The 17923-nt window shown below is 69.7% G+C and carries 16 protein-coding genes; 11 read left to right on the forward strand and 5 right to left on the reverse strand.

All coding sequences use genetic code 11. The annotated features are described in order from the left end of the window. The first annotated feature begins 2 nt into the window (after window positions 1–2). On the forward strand, window positions 3–1964 hold the full coding sequence (locus tag ACUTR7_RS24060) for a sigma-54-dependent Fis family transcriptional regulator (protein WP_445609983.1): 1962 nt from the start codon (window positions 3–5) through the stop codon (window positions 1962–1964). A gap of 15 nt (window positions 1965–1979) precedes the next feature. On the opposite strand, the gene ACUTR7_RS24065 is transcribed toward ACUTR7_RS24060, so the two are convergent. Together ACUTR7_RS24065 and ACUTR7_RS24070 are read right to left on the reverse strand one after the other, a co-directional pair. Beyond that, window positions 1980–3398: an RtcB family protein gene (locus ACUTR7_RS24065; RefSeq protein ID WP_445609984.1), complete on the reverse strand. Its 1419-nt coding sequence runs from the start codon at window positions 3396–3398 to the stop codon at window positions 1980–1982. Window positions 3399–3561: 163 nt separating this feature from the next. Next, on the reverse strand, window positions 3562–4326 hold the full coding sequence (locus tag ACUTR7_RS24070) for an IclR family transcriptional regulator (protein ID WP_043822117.1): 765 nt from the start codon (window positions 4324–4326) through the stop codon (window positions 3562–3564). A 70-nt stretch (window positions 4327–4396) separates the two neighbouring features. Here ACUTR7_RS24070 and ACUTR7_RS24075 point away from each other — a divergent pair, with 70 nt between their 5' ends. Next, window positions 4397–5584 carry a M20 family metallopeptidase gene (locus ACUTR7_RS24075; protein ID WP_099753104.1) on the forward strand — a complete coding sequence of 396 codons (1188 nt, stop codon included), beginning with the start codon at window positions 4397–4399 and terminating at the stop codon, window positions 5582–5584. Window positions 5585–5635: 51 nt separating this feature from the next. Further along, window positions 5636–6640, forward strand: coding sequence for a tripartite tricarboxylate transporter substrate binding protein (locus tag ACUTR7_RS24080; protein ID WP_445609985.1), 1005 nt, complete (start codon window positions 5636–5638; stop codon window positions 6638–6640). A 16-nt stretch (window positions 6641–6656) separates the two neighbouring features. Here ACUTR7_RS24080 and ACUTR7_RS24085 read toward each other — a convergent pair whose 3' ends face one another. Next, the gene (locus ACUTR7_RS24085; RefSeq protein ID WP_445609986.1) at window positions 6657–7511 is read right to left on the reverse strand and encodes a LysR substrate-binding domain-containing protein; all 855 of its coding nucleotides are present in this window, start codon (window positions 7509–7511) and stop codon (window positions 6657–6659) included. A 131-nt stretch (window positions 7512–7642) separates the two neighbouring features. Between ACUTR7_RS24085 and ACUTR7_RS24090 the strand changes: the two genes are divergently transcribed. Together ACUTR7_RS24090 and ACUTR7_RS24095 are read left to right on the forward strand one after the other, a co-directional pair. After that, on the forward strand, window positions 7643–8056 hold the full coding sequence (locus ACUTR7_RS24090; RefSeq protein WP_012207434.1) for a VOC family protein: 414 nt from the start codon (window positions 7643–7645) through the stop codon (window positions 8054–8056). Continuing rightward, on the forward strand, window positions 8053–9024 hold the full coding sequence (locus tag ACUTR7_RS24095) for a 2-hydroxyacid dehydrogenase (protein ID WP_445609987.1): 972 nt from the start codon (window positions 8053–8055) through the stop codon (window positions 9022–9024). The genes ACUTR7_RS24090 and ACUTR7_RS24095 overlap by 4 nt, the downstream gene beginning before the upstream one ends. Before the next feature lie 17 nt (window positions 9025–9041). On the opposite strand, the gene ACUTR7_RS24100 is transcribed toward ACUTR7_RS24095, so the two are convergent. Next, window positions 9042–9932, reverse strand: coding sequence for a LysR substrate-binding domain-containing protein (locus ACUTR7_RS24100; RefSeq protein WP_445609988.1), 891 nt, complete (start codon window positions 9930–9932; stop codon window positions 9042–9044). Between the two features lie 156 nt (window positions 9933–10088). Here ACUTR7_RS24100 and ACUTR7_RS24105 point away from each other — a divergent pair, with 156 nt between their 5' ends. Further along, window positions 10089–10484 carry a RidA family protein gene (locus ACUTR7_RS24105; RefSeq protein WP_445609989.1) on the forward strand — a complete coding sequence of 132 codons (396 nt, stop codon included), beginning with the start codon at window positions 10089–10091 and terminating at the stop codon, window positions 10482–10484. 86 nt (window positions 10485–10570) lie between these two features. Here the strand turns inward: ACUTR7_RS24105 and ACUTR7_RS24110 are convergent, their stop codons facing one another. Further along, window positions 10571–11515, reverse strand: coding sequence for a LysR family transcriptional regulator (locus ACUTR7_RS24110; RefSeq protein WP_013800697.1), 945 nt, complete (start codon window positions 11513–11515; stop codon window positions 10571–10573). A 155-nt stretch (window positions 11516–11670) separates the two neighbouring features. Between ACUTR7_RS24110 and ACUTR7_RS24115 the strand changes: the two genes are divergently transcribed. From ACUTR7_RS24115 to ACUTR7_RS24135, 5 genes are read left to right on the forward strand one after another with little or no spacing between them, the layout of a single operon-like run. Then, window positions 11671–12531 carry a fumarylacetoacetate hydrolase family protein gene (locus ACUTR7_RS24115; protein WP_445609990.1) on the forward strand — a complete coding sequence of 287 codons (861 nt, stop codon included), beginning with the start codon at window positions 11671–11673 and terminating at the stop codon, window positions 12529–12531. Between the two features lie 14 nt (window positions 12532–12545). Continuing rightward, window positions 12546–14642, forward strand: coding sequence for a hydantoinase/oxoprolinase family protein (locus ACUTR7_RS24120; RefSeq protein WP_016450909.1), 2097 nt, complete (start codon window positions 12546–12548; stop codon window positions 14640–14642). Further along, window positions 14639–16429: a hydantoinase B/oxoprolinase family protein gene (locus tag ACUTR7_RS24125; protein ID WP_043822131.1), complete on the forward strand. Its 1791-nt coding sequence runs from the start codon at window positions 14639–14641 to the stop codon at window positions 16427–16429. The genes ACUTR7_RS24120 and ACUTR7_RS24125 overlap by 4 nt, the downstream gene beginning before the upstream one ends. 8 nt (window positions 16430–16437) lie before the next feature. Further along, window positions 16438–16827: a hypothetical protein gene (locus tag ACUTR7_RS24130; RefSeq protein ID WP_445609991.1), complete on the forward strand. Its 390-nt coding sequence runs from the start codon at window positions 16438–16440 to the stop codon at window positions 16825–16827. Beyond that, window positions 16824–17909, forward strand: a complete 1086-nt coding sequence (locus ACUTR7_RS24135) for a CobW family GTP-binding protein (protein ID WP_445609992.1) — start codon at window positions 16824–16826, stop codon at window positions 17907–17909. Before ACUTR7_RS24130 ends, ACUTR7_RS24135 begins: the two co-directional genes overlap by 4 nt. Window positions 17910–17923: the final 14 nt, after the last annotated feature.

Raw genomic sequence — 17923 nt, forward strand, 5'->3', positions numbered from 1 at the left:
GCATGCAATCGAGAGCCTCCCTTGTGGCTTTGCGCCAGGCCCGTCACAGCCTGATGGAGTCAGGCCTGTGCCCCAGCGGCCTGGTGGACGAGCGCCTGGCGCGCTCGTGGCAGCGCTGCATCGAGCAGGGACTGCGTCCCACAGGACGGCTGGGCGCCGCCGACAACCTGGAGCAGCACGCGCTGGGCGTGCTGCGCAGCCGCCACCATGCGCTGCTGGCGCATTCACGGCCCGTCATGGAGTACCTGTCCGAGCAGGTGCGCGGCAGCCAGAGCGTGGTGGTGCTGGCCGGCCCCTGCGGCACCCTGGTGGATACCTGCGGCGACCCCTTCTTTCTGGGCAAGGCCGAGCGCGTGGCCCTGGCCAGCGGTGCGTCCTGGCATGAGGCGCAGCGCGGCACCAATGCCATCGGCACGGCACTGGCCGAGATGGACTCCATCGAAATCCAGGGCGGCGAGCATTTCCTGGAGCGCAACGGCTTTCTCACCTGCGCGGCCGCGCCCATCCTGTCGGGCACGGGCCAGCTGCTGGGCATCCTGGACATCTCCAGCGAACATGGCCGGGGCAGCCCGCACACGCTGGGACTGGTCGGCACGGCGGCCCGCATGATCGAAAACCGCCTCATGGCCTGCGACGGCCAGCGCCACATCCGCCTGCACCTGCACGCGCGGCCCGAAGGCATTGGCACGGTGGCCGAAGGCATTGCGCTGATCTCCGCGGACGGATGGCTGGTGGGCGCCAACCGCGCCGCGCTGGCCCTGCTGCGCCTGTCGCGGGCGCAGCTGGGCAGCGTGTCGCTGGAGCAGGTGCTGGACGCGGGCCTGGAGGAGCTGCTGTCACGCCAGCACCGCCAGCCCGATGCGGCCCAGCCGCTGCGGCGCCATGACGGCACGGCGCTGTTCGGCCAGCTGGTGCCGGACCGGCGCACGGTCCGGTCCTCGGTCGTGGAGCGGGTTGCAGAACAACAGCAACAGCAACAGGCGCCGCAGCAGCCGGCGCGCGATGCGCTGGCGCGGCTGGACACGGGCGATGCGCGCTGGCGCACGGCGGCCGACAAGGCCCGGCGCGTGCTGGGCAAGCCGATTGCGCTGCTCATCCAGGGCGAGTCCGGCGTGGGCAAGGAATGGTTTGCCCGCGCGGCCCACGACAGCGGGCCGCGCCGCGACGGCCCCTTCGTGGCCATCAACTGCGCGGCCATGCCCGAGTCGCTGATCGAGGCCGAGCTGTTCGGCTACCGCCAGGGCGCCTTCACGGGCGGGCGGCGCGAAGGACAGGCGGGCCTGCTGCGCCAGGCGCACGGCGGCACCCTGTTCCTGGACGAGATCGGCGACATGCCGCTGTCGCTGCAGACCCGGCTGCTGCGCGTGCTGCAGGAGCGGCAGGTGGTGCCGCTGGGCGGTGGCACGCCCGTTGCGGTCGATTTCGCGCTGGTCAGCGCCTCCAACCGCAGGCTGCGCGAGGATGCCGACCAGGGGCGTTTTCGTGCCGACCTGTACTACCGCATCAACGGCCTGGCCGTGGAGCTGCCTCCGCTGCGCGAGCGCGGCGACTTCGAGGCGCTGGCCGCGCGCATGCTGGCCGACATCGAACCCGCGCGCCCGCTGCGCATGGCGCCTGCCCTGCTGGCGCAGCTGGCCGGCCATGGCTGGCCCGGCAATCTGCGCCAGTGCGCCAGCGTGCTGAGAACGGCCTGCGCCATGCTCGACCCCCATGAGGACTGCCTGCAGTGGCAGCATCTGCCAGACGACTTCCAGGCCGAGCTGGCGCAGACCGCCCGCAGCGGCCCCCGGCTCGACGCTGCGCCGCAAAGCCTGGATGAACTCTCGCGCTCGGCCGTGCGGCAGGCGCTGGAGAACTGCCGGGGCAATGTCACCCAGGCCGCGCGCATGCTGGGCATCAGCCGCCAGACGCTGTACCGCAAGCTGGCCCAGGACCGTGCGGCGGAGGGCTTGCGGCTGCAGTGAGGCGCCTGCCGGTGCTCAGGCCTTGAAGGTGATCCAGGGCCTGAGCTTCACGGCGGCGTGGATCAGGCCGGCGACCTCCTGCGACTCGATGACCGGGCCGATGGGCTTGTAAGCCTCCGGGGCCTCCTCGATGCGGCGCTCCTCGCGCAGCGTCACGCATTGCCAGCCCTGTTCGGCCGCATGGCCTGCGCGGGCTTCGGGCCGCAGCGCGCGCACGGCCTGGCGGCGCATGCGCCGCCCCGCGCCATGGCTGCAGGACCAGAGCCAGTCGGCCGCGCCCAGGCCCGTGACCAGGTAGGAGGCATCGCCCATGGACCCCGGGATCAGCGCGAAGTCGCCCTCGTTGGCCGGCGTGGCGCCCTTGCGGTGGATGTTCATGCCGCCTTGCTGCAGGACCACGTTGTGCGGCACATCGACCACCAGGCGCGAATCCGCTGCGCCCACGATCTGCTCCAGGTCCTTGCGCACCAGCTCGGCCAGCACCACGCGGTTGGCCCAGGCATAGCGCGCCGCCACGCCCATGGCCTGCAGGTACTCGCCGGCCAGCGGACCCGACAGGCCGTACAGGCCGCTGGCCGGGTGCTTCACGCCTTGCGGCCACTCGGCCCGGGCGCGGTCCATCCAGGCCTGGCCCACGTAAAAGCCCAGGTCGCGCGAGCCGCTGTGGATCATCACCACCACGTCGCCTGCGCGCAGTCCGGCCCGGTAGGCCGCGTGGCGGTCCAGCACCTCGTCGACCACCTGCAGTTCCACGAAATGGTTGCCCGATCCCACCGTGCCCAGGCACGGGTCGCGGAACACGGCATGGCGCTCCTGCAGATAGGCATGGGGCGCGTGGCGGGCGCTGCCAGCGAAGCTGTCCAGGCCGATGCAGGCGGCCAGCTCGCGGTGCAGGCGGTCCCTGTCGACATGGCCCCACAGGCCCTGGCCGCTCAGCCGGTCCACAAAGGCGGCCGGCCCGTGGTCGAACAGCGCGCGGAAGGCGGCCGTGGTCACGGGCACGTCGCGCCCGCTGCCCAGCAGGCTGGCGGTCAGCAGTTCCACCAGCCGGCCCTTGTGCGGCGCCAGATGGTCCAGCCGGGCGCCCGTGGTCAGCAGGCGCACGCTGCAGTTGATGTCCGTGCCGATGGCGGCCGGAATGACGAAGTCCGATGGCGTGGCCACCACGCTGCCCACGGGCGCCACCGTGCCCGGATGGAAGTCGGGCGTGGCGCAGGCACGGCAGACGGCGCCGTGGCTGCCCTGGCCGTCATGCCGGCGCACGGCCGCAAAGGCCAGCAGCTGGCGCACGGCCTTGTCCTCCAGGGGAAGGCTGTCGGGAAGAAGAATGTGGGCCTCGGCCTGGCCATCGCGCACGTGGTAGATGCCGTCGCGATAGTCGAGAGAGATGCCCGTGCGTGCAAAGGCACGCTGGAGTCGTTGAGGAGTGCTCATGGCTGCAGATCCGCGAGGCCTGGTTGGCGCTCGCCGCGTCCGATGGGTGTACGGACGATGAAAGACACCCGGGCGGCAAAGGCCCGGAAAACGTCTTTCCTGCAGCAGCTCGTTCAAGAAAGAAGGGGCGCAGTATAGCGGGATCCGCGCTGGACGGCAGGCGCTACGCGTTGCGCCGCTCGTACTGGGCGATGGCGTTGAGCAGCAGAGGCGAGAACTTCTTCGCGTAGTCGGCGCCGCTCCACTGGCTTGACGAGCCGCTCAGGTGCAGGGCGCCCAGCGGCACGCCGTCGGCATCGACCACGGCGGCGGCCAGCGCTACCTCGCCCATGATGAATTCATCGACCACCATGGCGTAGCCGCGCTCGCGCACCTTCTTCAGTTCCGCCTGGACGGCCTTGGCGGTGGTCAGCGTCCGGGGCGTGCTGGCCAGCAGGCGGCCGGGGGCCAGCAGCTGCTCCACCTGCGCCTCGTCCAGCCGTGCCATCACGGCGCGCCCGCCTGCCGTGCATTGCAGGGGCACGCGCCGGCCCACGAGCGAGGCGTGGTAGTGCTCGGTGCTGGTCTGGTGGCGCAGCACATGCACCAGCCAGTCGCCGTCGCGCAGCGACAGGCTGATCTTCTGCTCCGTGTCCTTGGACAGCTGCAGCAGCAGGGGGTTGAGCGCCTCGGCCAGCGCATGGGTGCGCAGGAAGTGGAAGGTCAGGTCCAGCACGCCCGGGCCCAGCCGGTAGCGGCGGGTCTGGCTGTTTTGCTGCAGGTAGCCCTCGGCGCTGAGGGTGTAGGCGTAGCGCTGGGCGGCGCTCTTGTCCAGGCCGCTGCGCTCCATGATTTCCGTGAGGCTCAGGTCGCCTGCCGCGCCCTTGAAGCAGTCCAGCACGCGGAATGCCTTGCCCACGGAGCCCACATACAACGCGTTTTCGATCATCGTTTTACCTGATTGTGAATCTGAAGTATTAAATAACAATACCAAGTATTGAAAAATACGGAGGCAGCGGATGCCACAGCAAGCCATTGTCAGTGCGGACCGGGCGGTCGGCGCGTCGGAGTGGATCAAGGGCCAGCGGGAGAACATGCTTTCGCTGCTGGCCGACATCGTCAACATCGACTCGGGCAGTTTCGACAAGCCCGGCGTGGCGCGCGTGTTCCGGCGCCTGGAGGCCTTCTTCCTGAGCCAGGGGCTGCAGGTCAGCCCGCATTTCGTCGATGGCGTGGAGGCGGCGATCTCGGTCACCGTGAACGCGGGCAGCACCGTGGGCAGGCCCGTGCTGCTGATGGGGCACTGCGACACGGTCTTCCCTGAAGGCGAGGCCGCGCGCAGGCCGTTTCGCATCGAAGGCGGCAGGGCCTACGGCCCGGGCGTGGCCGACATGAAGTCGGGCATCGTCATGAACGCCTTCCTGCTGGCTGCGCTGGCCCACAGCGCGGAGCCTGCGCCCGAGGTCACGGGCCTGTTCACCTGCGACGAGGAAATCGGCTCGCCCCTGAGCAAGTCCGTCATCGAGCCCTTTGCGCGCAAGGCGGGCTTTGTCTTCAATGCGGAGCCGGGCCGGCCTTCGGGCAACGTGGTCACGGGCCGCAAGGGCGGCGTGTTCTTCGGCGTGGAGATCGAGGGCAAGGCGGCGCACTCGGGCGCCAACTTCGCCGAGGGCATCAGCGCCATCTCGGAGCTGGCGCACAAGGTGGTGGCGCTGGACGCGCTCACCGACCTGGACAAGGGCGTCACCGTCAACGTGGGCCTGGTGTCGGGCGGCCTGTCGGTGAATACGTCGGCGCCGTCGGCCAAGGCGGCCATCGACCTGCGCATTTTCGACCTGGACCAGCGCGAGTCCCTGGTGGGCCGCATCCGCTGCATCTGCGACAAGTCCTTCATCCAGGGCACGCGCTCCACGCTGAACATCACCGGCGAGTTCCGCCCCTTCGTTCCCACGCCGCAGTCGCAGCAATTGTTCGAGCTGTACCAGACCGAGCTGGGCGCGCTGGGCCACAAGGCCGAGGGCGAGTTCAGCGGCGGCTGCGCGGACTCGGGCGTGACCTCCAGCCTGGGCGCCATCACGCTGTGCGGCACCGGCCCCGTGGGCGGCAAGTTCCACACCACCGACGAGTACTGCGAGGTGGACACCATCGTCCCGCGCGGCCTGGCGGTGCTCCACACCATTGCGCGCCTGCCCCACGCCCGGTGGTAGGGCGCGCCTGATTCCCGCCTTCCCCCTCAAGCCACTGCCTGGTGCACTTCCATGAATCCACTTGCCTTGCCCACACGCCGCTCGCTCCTGAAAATCGCCGCCGGCCTGCCGCTGGCGCCCCTGCTGCTGCAGCCTGCCGCGGCCTCGGCGCCCGGCCCGGTCAGCCTGATGGTGCCCTACCCGGCAGGCGGGCCCAGCGACGTCAGCGCCCGCATCCTGAGCAAACCCATAGGCGAGGGACTGGCGGCCAAGGTGATCGTGGAGAACCTGGGCGGCGCCACGGGGACGATTGCCGCATCCAAAGTGCTGGGCGCCAGGGCCGACGGCAGCATGTTCTTCCAGGGCACGCAAAACGAACTCATCCTGCCGCCGCTCACCAACAATGCCGTGCGCTACCAGCCCGATGCGTTCGAGAACCTGCAGTACATCACCGTCACCCACCTGGTGCTGCTGGTGCGCTCGGGCCTGCCGGCCCGGAACATGGAAGAGTTCCTGGCGCTGGCGCGCTCGCGCAACGAAAGCAATTCGCTCACCTATGGCTCGGTGGGCGTGGGCTCGCTCTACCACCTGATCACCGAGTACATGGGCAAGGTGGTGAAGGTGCCGTTCACCCACGCGCCCTATGCGGGCACGGCGCCCGTGATCCAGGACCTGGCCGGCGGCCAGATCGACTTCAGCATCATGCCGTTCCAGGCGTCCATGCTGGAGATGATCCGCACCGGCCGCTTCCGGGCGCTGGCCGTGCTGTCGCGCAACCGGCCTGCCGTGCTGTCGGCCGTGCCCAGCATCACCGAAGTGCCGGCGCTGCGCGATTTCGAGTACGCCAGCCTGGCGGGCTACTTCGTCAAGCGCGGCACGCCGCAGGACGTCAAGCAGCGCCTGAACCAGGCCATCGGCCAGGCCCTGCTGGACCCGCAGGTCATCGCCAAGCTGGAGGCCGACGGCCGTGATGTCGCCAGGCCCATGGGCCTGGACGATGCGGCGGCCGCCTATGCGCGCGAGATCGCCAAGTACCGCGAAATGATCCGCGTCACGGGCTACGTGCAGGCGGATTGAGAACGAAGGCCGCAACCTACGCGAGTGCGCCCTCCAGCAGCTCGGCCATGCGCGGCAGGTCGGGCTCGGCGCTGGTCACCAGCCAGATGGCGCGCTCATAGGCGGCGCCCGCAATGGGTAGCATGCGGCAGTCGCCCATGAAGCGCTCCAGGCCCGTCCAGCGCGGCACCAGGCCCACGCCCATGCCGTCGGCGGCCAGCATGGCGATGGCCTCCAGCGCGTCCAGGTCGCACAGCACCGCAGGCTCCAGCCCCTGGTCGGCCAGCCAGTCGGCCGCATGGCGGCCACCCCAGGCATCGGGGTCGTAGCGTATGTAGGGCAGGCTGCGCAGCAGCGTGGCAGGCCGGCCGCGTGCCTGGGGCGGGGCCAGCAGCACCAGCGGCTCGCGGCGCAGCTGCACGCTGCGCAGCGCCTTGGGCAGTTCAAAAGGGGGCGCCACGATGACGGCGGCATCGAGCTCGCCGGCCTGCAGCATCTGGAACAGGGCGCGCGAGGTGCCCGGCACGATGACGGGCCGGCACTGCGGCGCCGCCTGCGTGAGCTTGCGCAGCGCAGCCGGCAGCATGCCCGTGAGCGCGGTCGAGATGGCGCCGATGCGCAGCGTGCCGGCCAGGCCATCGGCGCTGGCATCGCTGCCCAGCAGCGCGGCCTCGCGCACCAGGCGCCGCGCGCGCGGCAGCAGGGCCAGGCAGGCCTGGGTGGGGCGGGCCGCATGGCCGCTGCGCGAAAGCAGGGCAAAGCCCAGCTCGCGCTCCAGCGCCTGTACGCGCTGGCCCACGGCGGCGGCGGTCAGGTGCTCGGCGCGCGCCGCATCGGCGATGGAGCCGCTGTCCACCACGGCGATCAGGCTCTTGAGATAGCGGGTCTCCAAAAGATTTACTTGGGGATTGCAAAGAAATCAACGCTATCACTTTTGAAAAGCCTCTGCTAGGCTCGCGCCACCCACGGCAGGCCACGGCCTGCGAGCCTGCCTGCACCACAAGCACATCCAAAGGATCAGCCATGCGCACCAGCTTCCACCTTGCCTACCATGTCCGCGATCTGGACGAAGCGCGCGCCTTCTACGGCACGCTGCTCGGCTGCCAGGAAGGCCGCAGCACCGAGACCTGGGTGGACTTCGACTTCTTCGGCCACCAGATCTCGCTGCACCTGGGCGAGCCCTTCCCGGTCACGAACACCGGCCGCGTGGGCGACCACATGGTGCCCATGCCCCACCTGGGCCTGGTGATGGCCATGGACGACTGGAAGGCCCTGGCCGCGCGGCTGTCGGGCGGCGTGGTGGATTTCGTGCTGCAGCCCGGCATCCGCTTCGAGGGCGAGCCCGGCGAGCAGGCCACCATGTTCTTCCGCGACCCCAGCGGCAATCCCATCGAGGTCAAGGGCTTCGCCGACCTGGACAAGGTCTTCGCCAAATGAGCGGTTCGCTGCCCCCGCTCCCCCCGCTCCCCCCGCTCCCTTTCCTCTGCGCACCCGGCTACCCGGCAGCCCAGGCCTGGCTGCAGGCCCTGCAGGCGGCCCTGCCCGAGGAGCGCGTGGTGGCGCTCGATACGCTGGATGCGGACCAGCGCGCGGCCTGCGAGGTCGCCATCGTCGCCAACCCCCAGCCTGCCGACCTGCGCACGCTGCCGCGCCTGCAATGGGTGCACAGCGTCTGGGCCGGCGTGGAGCGCCTGGTGGTCGACCTGGGCGATACCGACCTGCGCATCGTCCGCCTGGTGGACCCGCAACTGGCCGACACCATGGCCGAGGCCGTGCTCGCCTGGACCCTGTACCTGCACCGCGACATGCCGCGCTATGCCCGCCAGCAGGCCGCTCGCCAATGGCTGGCGCATGACGGCGTGCGCGCGCAGGACAGGACGGTATCGCTGCTGGGCCTGGGCGCACTGGGCAAGGCCGCCGCGCAGCGGCTGCTGTCGGCCGGCTTCCAGGTACGCGGCTGGAGCCGCACGCCCAGGCAGATGGAAGGCGTGCAATGCCATGCGGGTGATGCCGAGCTGCCCGCCATGCTGGCGCAGACCGACATCCTCGTATGCCTGCTGCCGCTCACGCCGCAGACGCGCGGCATCGTCGGCGCGCAGGCGCTGGCCGCGCTGCCCGCCCATGCCTCGCTGATCAACTTTGCGCGCGGCCCCATCGTGGACGATGCCGCGCTGCGCGCCGCCCTGGACAGCGGCCGCCTGGCCCATGCCGTGCTGGACGTGTTCGAGCAGGAACCCCTGCCCGAATCGTCCTGGCAGTGGGCGCACCCCGCCGTGACCGTGCTGCCCCACATCTCGGCACCCACGGACCGCGCGACGGCATCGGCCATCGTGGCGGGCAACATCCGGCGCTGGCGCGCCAGCGGCGAACTGCCGCAGGCGGTGGACGCGGCGCGGGGCTACTGAGGGCGGCTGCGGTACGGCTATGACACGGCCATGGACTGGCTTCTGAGCCAGTCCATGACGGCGCGCACATGGGGGCCCGGCTTCCGTTGCTCGCCCACGGCCAGATGGTAGGTATGGCCGGTGATCGAGGGGCCGAAGGGCTGCAGCAGGTGGCCGGCCGCAATGTCCTCGGCCACCAGGGCCAGGCTCACCAGGGCAATGCCATGACCGGCAATGGCCGCCTGGATGGCATGACCCTCGTCGGAAAAGCGCAGTTGCCCTGCCGGTGAATTCCAGGCCAGGCCTGCCTCGTCAAACCAGCGCTCCCAGGTGGGATTGCTGGCGTGCGCCGTCTTCCAGTCAAAGCGGATCAGCGGCAGGCGGGCCAGGTCGGCCGGACCCAGCACGCCCAGCCGGGGATTGGCCACGGGCGCAAAGCGGTCGCTGAACAGGGGCTCGGCCACCAGGCCCGGATAGGGGCCGCGCCCGTAGCGCACGGCGATATCGACGGCATGGGAGCGCAGGTCCACCACATCGTCCGAGGCCTGCAGTTGCAGGTCCACCTCCGGGTGCATCGCGCGGAAGCTGGCCATGCGCGGCACCAGCCATTTCACGGTGAACGCATTGGTGGCCGAGATGCTGACCTGGGCGCGCAGGCGCTTTTGCAGCAGGCGCTCCAGCGTGGCGGCAAAGGCGTCGAAACCGTCGCGCAGCACCGGATAGAGCTGGGCGCCGGCCTCGGTCAGCACCACCTTGCGTACCTGGCGATCGAACAGCGCCATGCCCAGCTGTTCCTCCAGCGCGCGGATCTGGTGGCTGATGGCCGTGGGGGTCACTGCCAGGTCGTCGGCGGCCTGCTTGAAGCTGCCCAGGCGGGCGGCGGCCTCGAAGGCGCGCAGTGCGGAAAGCGGCAGCTGGTTGCGTTGCATGAGGGCTGGAGGACGCAAGGGTCGGGTGAGCAATGGGGTGAGGAAAACTCATCTTATGCCTGACAAATGAACCTTTGTCGCAATCACCCGGCTTCCCTATCGTCCACCCATGCCCCAAGCGCGATCCTGCCGGGGATGGATGAAGGAAATGAAACCATGCTGCACCGTGTCACCACGCAACCCGACCCCTACGAGCCGTTTTTGCTGTCGCAAGGCATTCGCTTTGGCGAGCTGCTGTTCATCTCCGGCCAGGCCGGCGCCGGAGACGATGGCCGAATCGTGCCGGGCGGCTTCCTGGCCCAGGGCCGGCAGGCGTTTGCCAATCTGCGCCGCGCGCTGGAGGCGGGCGGCTCCAGCCTGAAGGGCGTGATCAAGGTCACCATCTTCGTCACCGACATGGGCCACTTCGACGAGGTGGTCGCCCTGCGCCGCGAGTTCTTCGGCGCCCCCTATCCGGCCGACACGATTGCCCAGATCCAGGCGCTCTACGACCCGGCGGCCATGATCGAGATCGAGGCCATTGCAGCCGTGCGTGATGGCCAGGCCCGCTGACATGGTTGCGGCCGTTCTGTTCCGATGGCCTGGCCACGGCGTGCATGGCCGACGACTGGAGCCGATGGGGCCGATATCTGATCCCTTCAACCGCCGAGCAGTCCCGAGGTGCTCAGCGGCCCCGGCGACAGCTGCTGTCCCCAGGCCTGCGTCAATGCCTCGATGGCATCGCCCACCACGCGGCAGGCCTGGGTGAGCTTGCCGTGCCGGGGCAGGGCAAGCGTCACATGGCGCACCAGGCCGGGGTTGACCAGGCGGCTGGCTTGCAGCCGGCCCTGGCGCAGTTCGGCATCGATGGAATACGGGCCGATCACCGAGTAGAGGCCGGGCGCGTGGGCCACGAGTTCCTTTTGCACGGTCAGCGAGTCGGCCTCGGCCGCCGCCGCGAGCCGAAAGCCGTGGCTGTGCGCGGCCTCATCGAGCGCGTCGCGCCAATGGCTGGGGCGTCGCGGCAGCACCAGTTGCAGGCCGTCGAGCGCGGCGAACTCCGTGGTGGGCGCCAGGGTCAAGGGGTCGCCAGGGCGCGACACCAGATAGCTGTGCGCGGTGCTCAGCAGCCGCTCATCGCCGCCGGCCGGGCGCGCGAAGCGAAAGAGGATGGCCAGGTCCACGGCGCCGCTGTCCAGCAGCGCGTCGAGCTCCGTGCCCTGGGCCTCGGTGATGTTCAGGCGTATGCCCGGGTGCTCGCGCTGCAGCCAGTCGAACACATGCGTCATCAGCGGGTGCGCGGCCGAGGGCACGATGCCCAGCCGCACCTCGCCCCATAGCTGGCCTGCGTCCGCACGCAGCGTTTCCTGCAATTGCTCGGTTTCCTGCAGCCAGCTGCGCAGCCGCAGCGCGGCCCGCGCGCCCAGCGGTGTCAGCGTGACGCCCCGGCCCGTGCGCCGCAGCAAGGGGCCGCCCAGAGACGCTTCGAATTCGCTGATCTGCCGGCTGATGTGCGACTGCACGGTGTGCCGCCGTGCCGCGACCTTGCTGATGCTGCCGGCTTCGGAGACCTCGAGGAAGAGCTTGACGCTGGGCAGGTGCATGGTGGTTACCCGGTTGAGGTATGCCTGATGAGGCAATTCTGAAAGCCTGAAATTCTATCTATTCAGATATCAACGGGATTTCTACAGTGCAGTCATGCCTTGCCAGCGGCCTTGCCTTGGCAGGTTTTCCAGACACTGAACCTAAGGAAAATCCGTTGAAACTCGCCAGCTTCATCCATGCCGGACAGCCCCGCTACGGGCAGGTTCTGGCCGAGCGCTTCCTGCTGCCGCCCGCCGACTTTCTCGCCCGCCATCCCGACCTGCTGTCCGTGCTGCGCGCACAGGCGCTGGGCGAGCTGGAGCAGGCCCTGCAGGCCGGCGCCGTGTCCGTCGATGCGGCGCAGACCCAGGCGCTGCCCGTCATCCCCAACCCCGGCAAGCTCATCTGCGTGGGCCTGAACTACAAGACCCATGTGGCCGAGACGCGGCGCGCCGACAGCGAGCACCCGTCGCTGTTCCTGCGCTTCAACGACAGCCTGGCCGCCGATGGCGACGAGCTGCTGCGCCCGGCCTTTTCGGAGCGTTTCGACTGGGAGGGCGAGCTGGCCTTCGTCATCGGCCGGGGCGGGCGCCACATTGCAAAGGAAGATGCCTTCGACCACATCGCCGGCTATGCCTGCTTCAACGATGTGAGCGTGCGCGACTGGCAGCGCCATACGCACCAGTTCACGCCCGGCAAGAACTTTCCCGGCACGGCGCCCTTCGGTCCCTGGCTGGTCACGCGCGACGAGGTGGCCGACGTGCGCGGCCTGGCGCTGCAGACGCGCCTGAACGGCAGCGTGGTGCAGCAGGCCAGCCTGGGCGACCTGATCTTCGACATCCCCACCATCGTGGCCTATGTGTCGCGCTTCACGCCGCTGTCGCCCGGCGACGTGATCGCCACGGGCACGCCGGGCGGCGTGGGCGACCGCCGCGAGCCGCCTCTGTACATGAAGCACGGCGATGTGGTCGAGGTCGAGATCACGGGCCTGGGCGTGCTGCGCAATCGCGTAGGCACTGATAGCGCTGCCGTCTGACTCCGGAGAATTTCATGGATAACCAACAAGCGATTTCGCAGCGGCCCCGGCTGCGCATTGCCGTCGATATCGGCGGCACCTTCACCGACATGGCGGCGTTCGACGAGGCCAGCGGCCGGCTGCTGTTCGGCAAGGCCCTGTCCACGCATGGCGAGCTGGTCAACGGCATCCAGGCCACGATAGACAGCGCGGGCATCGACTGGCGCGACGGCCATCTGTTCCTGCACGGCTCCACCATTGCCATCAACACGCTGCTGGAGCGCAATGGCGCCCACACCGCGCTGCTGATCACCGAGGGCTTCCGCGACATCTACGAGATCGGCCGCGTGAACCGGCCCGATGCCTACAACCTGTTCTTCAACAAGCACCAGCCGCTGGTGCGGCGCTCGCTGCGCCATGAGGTGTCCGAGCGCCTGCGCGCCGACGGCAGCCTGCACAAGCCGCTGGACGAGGCGGCCGTGCGCGAGCTGGCCCGCGAGCTGGCAGGGCAGGGCGTGGAGGCCGTGGCCGTGCTGCTGCTGCACTCCTACCGCAATCCGGCGCACGAGCAGCGCGTCAAGCAGATCCTGCAGGAAGAGATGCCGGGCGCCTTTGTCTGCGCCTCGCACGAGCTGTCGCAGGAGTACCGCGAGTTCGAGCGCGTGTCCACCGCCGTGGCCAATGCCTATGTGGGGCCGCGCGTGTCGCAGTACCTGGGCCAGCTGGAGAACCACCTGGGCGGCAAGGGCTTCGAGGGCGACTTCTACATCGTGCAGTCCACGGGCGGCCTGTTCCCGGTCGAGCATGCCAAGGTGGGCTGCGTGCGCATGCTCGAATCGGGTCCGGCGGCCGGCGTGATCGGCGCCCAGGCCATCTGTGCGCAATTGGGTATGGGCGACGCCATCGCCTTCGACATGGGCGGCACCACGGCCAAGGCCGGCGTGATCAGCGAAGGCCGGCCGCTGACCACGGGCTCGGCGCTGATCGGCGGCTACGAGCAGGCCCTGCCGATACAGATCCCGATGATGGACATCCACGAAGTGGGCACGGGCGGCGGCTCCATCGCCCGCGTGGAGACGGGCAACGCGCTGCGCGTGGGCCCGCAGAGCGCCGGCTCCATCCCCGGCCCCGTGGCCTATGGCCGTGGCGGGCTGGAGCCCACGGTGACCGACGCCAACCTGGTGCTGGGCCGGCTGGACGCGGAGCATTTCCTGGGCGGCGAGCTGCAGCTGGACATGGACGCCTGCCAGCGCCAGATGGCCGAGCGCGTGGCGACCCCGCTGGGCCTGGAGCCCACCGAGGCGGCCGACGGCATCCTGCGCATCGCCGTGACGCAGATGTCGCATGCCGTCAAGGCCGTGACCACCGAGCGCGGCCTGGACGCGGGCAGCTTCACCATGGTCGTCTACGGCGGCGCGGGTCCGCTGCACGCCTCGGCCATTGCGCGCGAGATCGGCATCCGCAAGGTGCTGATTCCCTATGCGCCCGGCTATTTCTCGGCCTACGGAATGCTGTTCTCCGACCTGCGCTACGACTACGTGCGCTCGGTGTTCCGCAAGCTGGGCGAGGTGTCCTTCGAGGAGATCGAGGCCGCCTACCAGAGCATGGAGGACGAGGGCCGCGCCGCGCTGGCGCAGTCCGGCATCGCGCCGGACGGCATCGTGATCGAGCGCGCCGCCGACATGCGCTACGTGGGCCAGGAGCATGCGGTGACCGTGGACCTGCCCATGGCCTTCTTCGAGGGCAGGGACCGCTCGGCCATCAAGCGACAGTTCGACGAGCTGCACAAGGTGCGCTACGGCACCTCGGCCCCGCAGGAGCCGGCCGACCTCGTGAGCCTGCGCGTCACCGTGCTGGGCACGATGAAGAAACCGCCCAGGCACAGCGTGGAGCGCGGCAGCGCCGAGCCCAGCCGTGCCTCCGTGCGCACGGTCAAGCCCGTCTATTTCCGCTCCAGCGGCTGGGTGGACACGCCGGTGCATCTGCGCGAGCGCCTGCTGGCGGGCAACGAGATCGCGGGGCCCGCGCTGATCGAGGAACACGCATCCACCACCGTCGTGCAGCCCGGCGACCGGCTGCGCGTGGACGAACTGGGCAATCTGCAAATCGACATCGGGAGCGACCGCACATGAACCACCCCACTGACTCCAGGCCCGTCGATCCGGTCACCGTCGAGATCATCCGCAACGGCCTGTACGCCGTCACGGAGGAGATGAAGACCAACCTGACGCGCACGGCCTACAACCTCATCATCTACGAGGCGCTGGACTTCACGGTCGGCCTGTTCACGCGCGAGGGCGATACGGTGTCCATCGGCCTGGGCCTGCCCATGTTCATCCGCGGCATGTCGGAGACGGTCAAGGCCAAGATCCGCCACTTCGGCTACGAGAACATCCTGCCCGGCGACATCCTGGTCACCAACGATGCCTACACCACCGGCAGCCACCTGAACCACTTCACGTTCACCATGCCGGTGTTCCATGAGGGCCGTCTCGAAGGCTTCACCTGCTGCATGGCCCACTGGCTGGACGTGGGCGGCACGCTGGGCAACGTCACCACGGACATCTTCAGCGAGGGGATACAGATCCCCATCATGAAGTACCAGCGCCAGGGCGAGGTCAACCAGGACCTGATCGACATCATCGCGATGAACGTGCGCCTGGCCGAGCGGGCCCTGGGCGATCTGCGCGCGCAGATCACGGCCATCACCACGGGCGAGCGCCGCTATGTGGAACTGCTGCAGCGCTATGGCGTGGATGCGGTCAACGGCGCCATCGCGCAGATCATGGATTCCAGCGAGGCCGTGGCGCGCAAGAACACGCTGTCGATTCCCGATGGCGTGTACGAGGCCGAGTCCTTCATGGACGACGACGGGCTGGACATCGGCAAGCGCATTCCCATCCGCGTCAAGGTCACGGTGCAGGGCGACGAGATGACGGTGGACCTGTCGGATGTCTCCAAGCAGGTGCGCGGCTTCTACAACTCCGGCTTCACCACGGGCATCGCCTGCGCGCAGGTGGCCTACAAATGCCTCACCACGCCGACCGACTACCCGGTCAACGACGGGAGCTTCCGGCCGCTCAAGGTGATCATGCCCATGGGCACGGTGATCAGCGCCGAGAGGCCGTATCCCATGCGCGTGTGGATGACCTTCCCCATGACGGTGATCGACACCATCTTCAAGGCCCTGGCGCCCGCGATTCCCGACCGCTCCATCGCGGGCCACCATGCGGACCTGGTGTTTCCCAACATCCATGGCATCTCGCCCGAGGACGGGCGGCTGTTCATCGTCGGCATCGGCCCGCTGGGCGGCGGCTGGGGCGCCAAGAGCCGTGAGGACGGCGTGTCCGTCACCGTCTGCATCAATGACGGCGACACCCACAACAGCCCCACCGAGCAGCTCGAGGCCAAGTACCCGGTGCTGGTGGAGAAGTACGAGATCCGCCAGGACTCGGCCGGCGCGGGCCAGTACCGGGGCGGCCTGGGCGCGGAGATGGTGGTGCAGGCGCTGTCGCCCTTCACCGTCACCACGCGCATCGACCGCGTGCACTGCAAGCCCTGGGGCCTGGAGGGCGGCGGTGACGCCATGGGCAACGGCCTGGCCGTGCGCCACAAGGGCGAGTGGAAGACCGACCATGCCAACGCCAAGATCTTCAACGTGCGCCTGGAGCGCGGCGATGCCTACCGCATGCTGTCGGGCGGCGGCGGGGGCTTTGGCGACCCGCTGGCGCGCGAACTGGACAAGGTGGCCGAGGACGTGCGCGAAGGCTATGTGAGCGCCCAGGTGGCCCGCGAGGTCTACCGCGTGGCGCTGGATGGCCAGGGACAGGTGGACCACGAGGGCACGCAGGCGCTGCGCAGCGGCCGGTCTCCGTCGGCCGCAACGGCAACCTCAGCCGTGGCCTGGGACGGGCAGTGAGCACGGCCATGGCGTCCGACCACGCCCTGCAGGCCGGCCGGCTCTGGGACCTGTGGTGCGCCCTGGCGCTGCGCCATGTCGCGCTGGGCGGTGCCTGCGCCTGCGGGGCGGGCGGCATCAGCCTGCGGCTGGAGGACTTCGAGCTGGACATCGTGGACTACCTGCAGGACGGGGGCGAGCGCTGCGAGCAGCCCGAGGTGGCGGCCTGGTTCCGTGCCCGGCCCGCAGCCGTGCAGGGCGCGCAGCCGCTGCGCGGCCTGCTCGATGCGCTGGGCTCGGACGAGGTGCCGCAGGCCGTGGCGCAGTGGGCGCTGGCGCGGCTGGAGCGCACGCTGCGCTCGTTCGCCGAGGTGCATGGTGGGGCACAGGGCGGGGTACAGGGCGGGGTGGCGTCATGAGCGGGCATTTCTCCAGCCTGCTGGCCCTGCCCGAAGCGACGGGCCAGCGCATTCCGGTCACCGTGCTCACGGGCTTTCTGGGCAGCGGCAAGACCACGCTGCTCAACCGGCTGCTGGCGCTGCCGGACCTGCACGGGACGGCCGTCATCGTCAACGAGTTCGGTGCGGTCGGCATCGACCAGGACCTGACCAGCCTGGCCTGCGAGGACACGGTGCTGCTGGCCAATGGCTGCCTGTGCTGCAGCGTGCGCGGCGATCTGGTGGAGGCGCTGGAGCGCCTGGCCCTGCGCGAACAGGGCGCGCCGCGCCGCGTGCTGATCGAAACCAGCGGCCTGGCGGACCCGGGGCCGATACTGCGCTCCTTCCTGGGCGAGCCCGCCGTGCGCGCGCGCTATGCGCTGGCCGGCGTGGCCTGCACGGTCGATGCCGTGCTGGGCAGCGCCACGCTGGCAGGCTATCCCGAAGCCGTGCGGCAGCTGGCTGTGGCCGACCTGGTGCTGCTGACCAAGACAGACTTGCTGGGCGGCGCACAGCCCGCTGCGCAACTGCTGGCCCAGGTGCAGGCCATCAACGGCGAGGCGCCGCAAGGCATGGACCCCGCCCACCATGTGGCGCTGCTGCAGCGGCTGATGTCGGAAGGCGCGACGGGGCAGCAGGACGCCGCTGCGGGCCTGCTCCAGGCGCCCGGCTACCGGGCCATGGCTCCGGTGACAGCTCCGGTGACAGCGCCGGCAGGCGCGCACCGCGACGGCATCTCGTCCTTTGTGCTGCAGCGCGACGAGCCCCTGCCCGCGCAGGCGTTCGGCGAATGGATGGACTGGGTCACGGCCATGCGCGGCGATGACCTGCTGCGCGTCAAAGGCATCGTGCACCTGCAGGAGCACCCGGACCAGCCCCTGGTCATCCATGGCGTGCAGCACCTGTTCGCCCCGCCGCAGACGCTGCCCCGCTGGCCGGGTGCCGACCGGCGCACGCGCATCGTCTTCATCACGCGGGGACTGGATGCCCAGGCCCTGGACGACACGCTGAGCGTGCTGGTGCGCAGGCACAGGCGGCGCGCGCCGAATCAGGACCCGGGCTGAGCCACGCAACGGCC

Source organism: Delftia sp. NA_296.1, assembly GCF_052692095.1.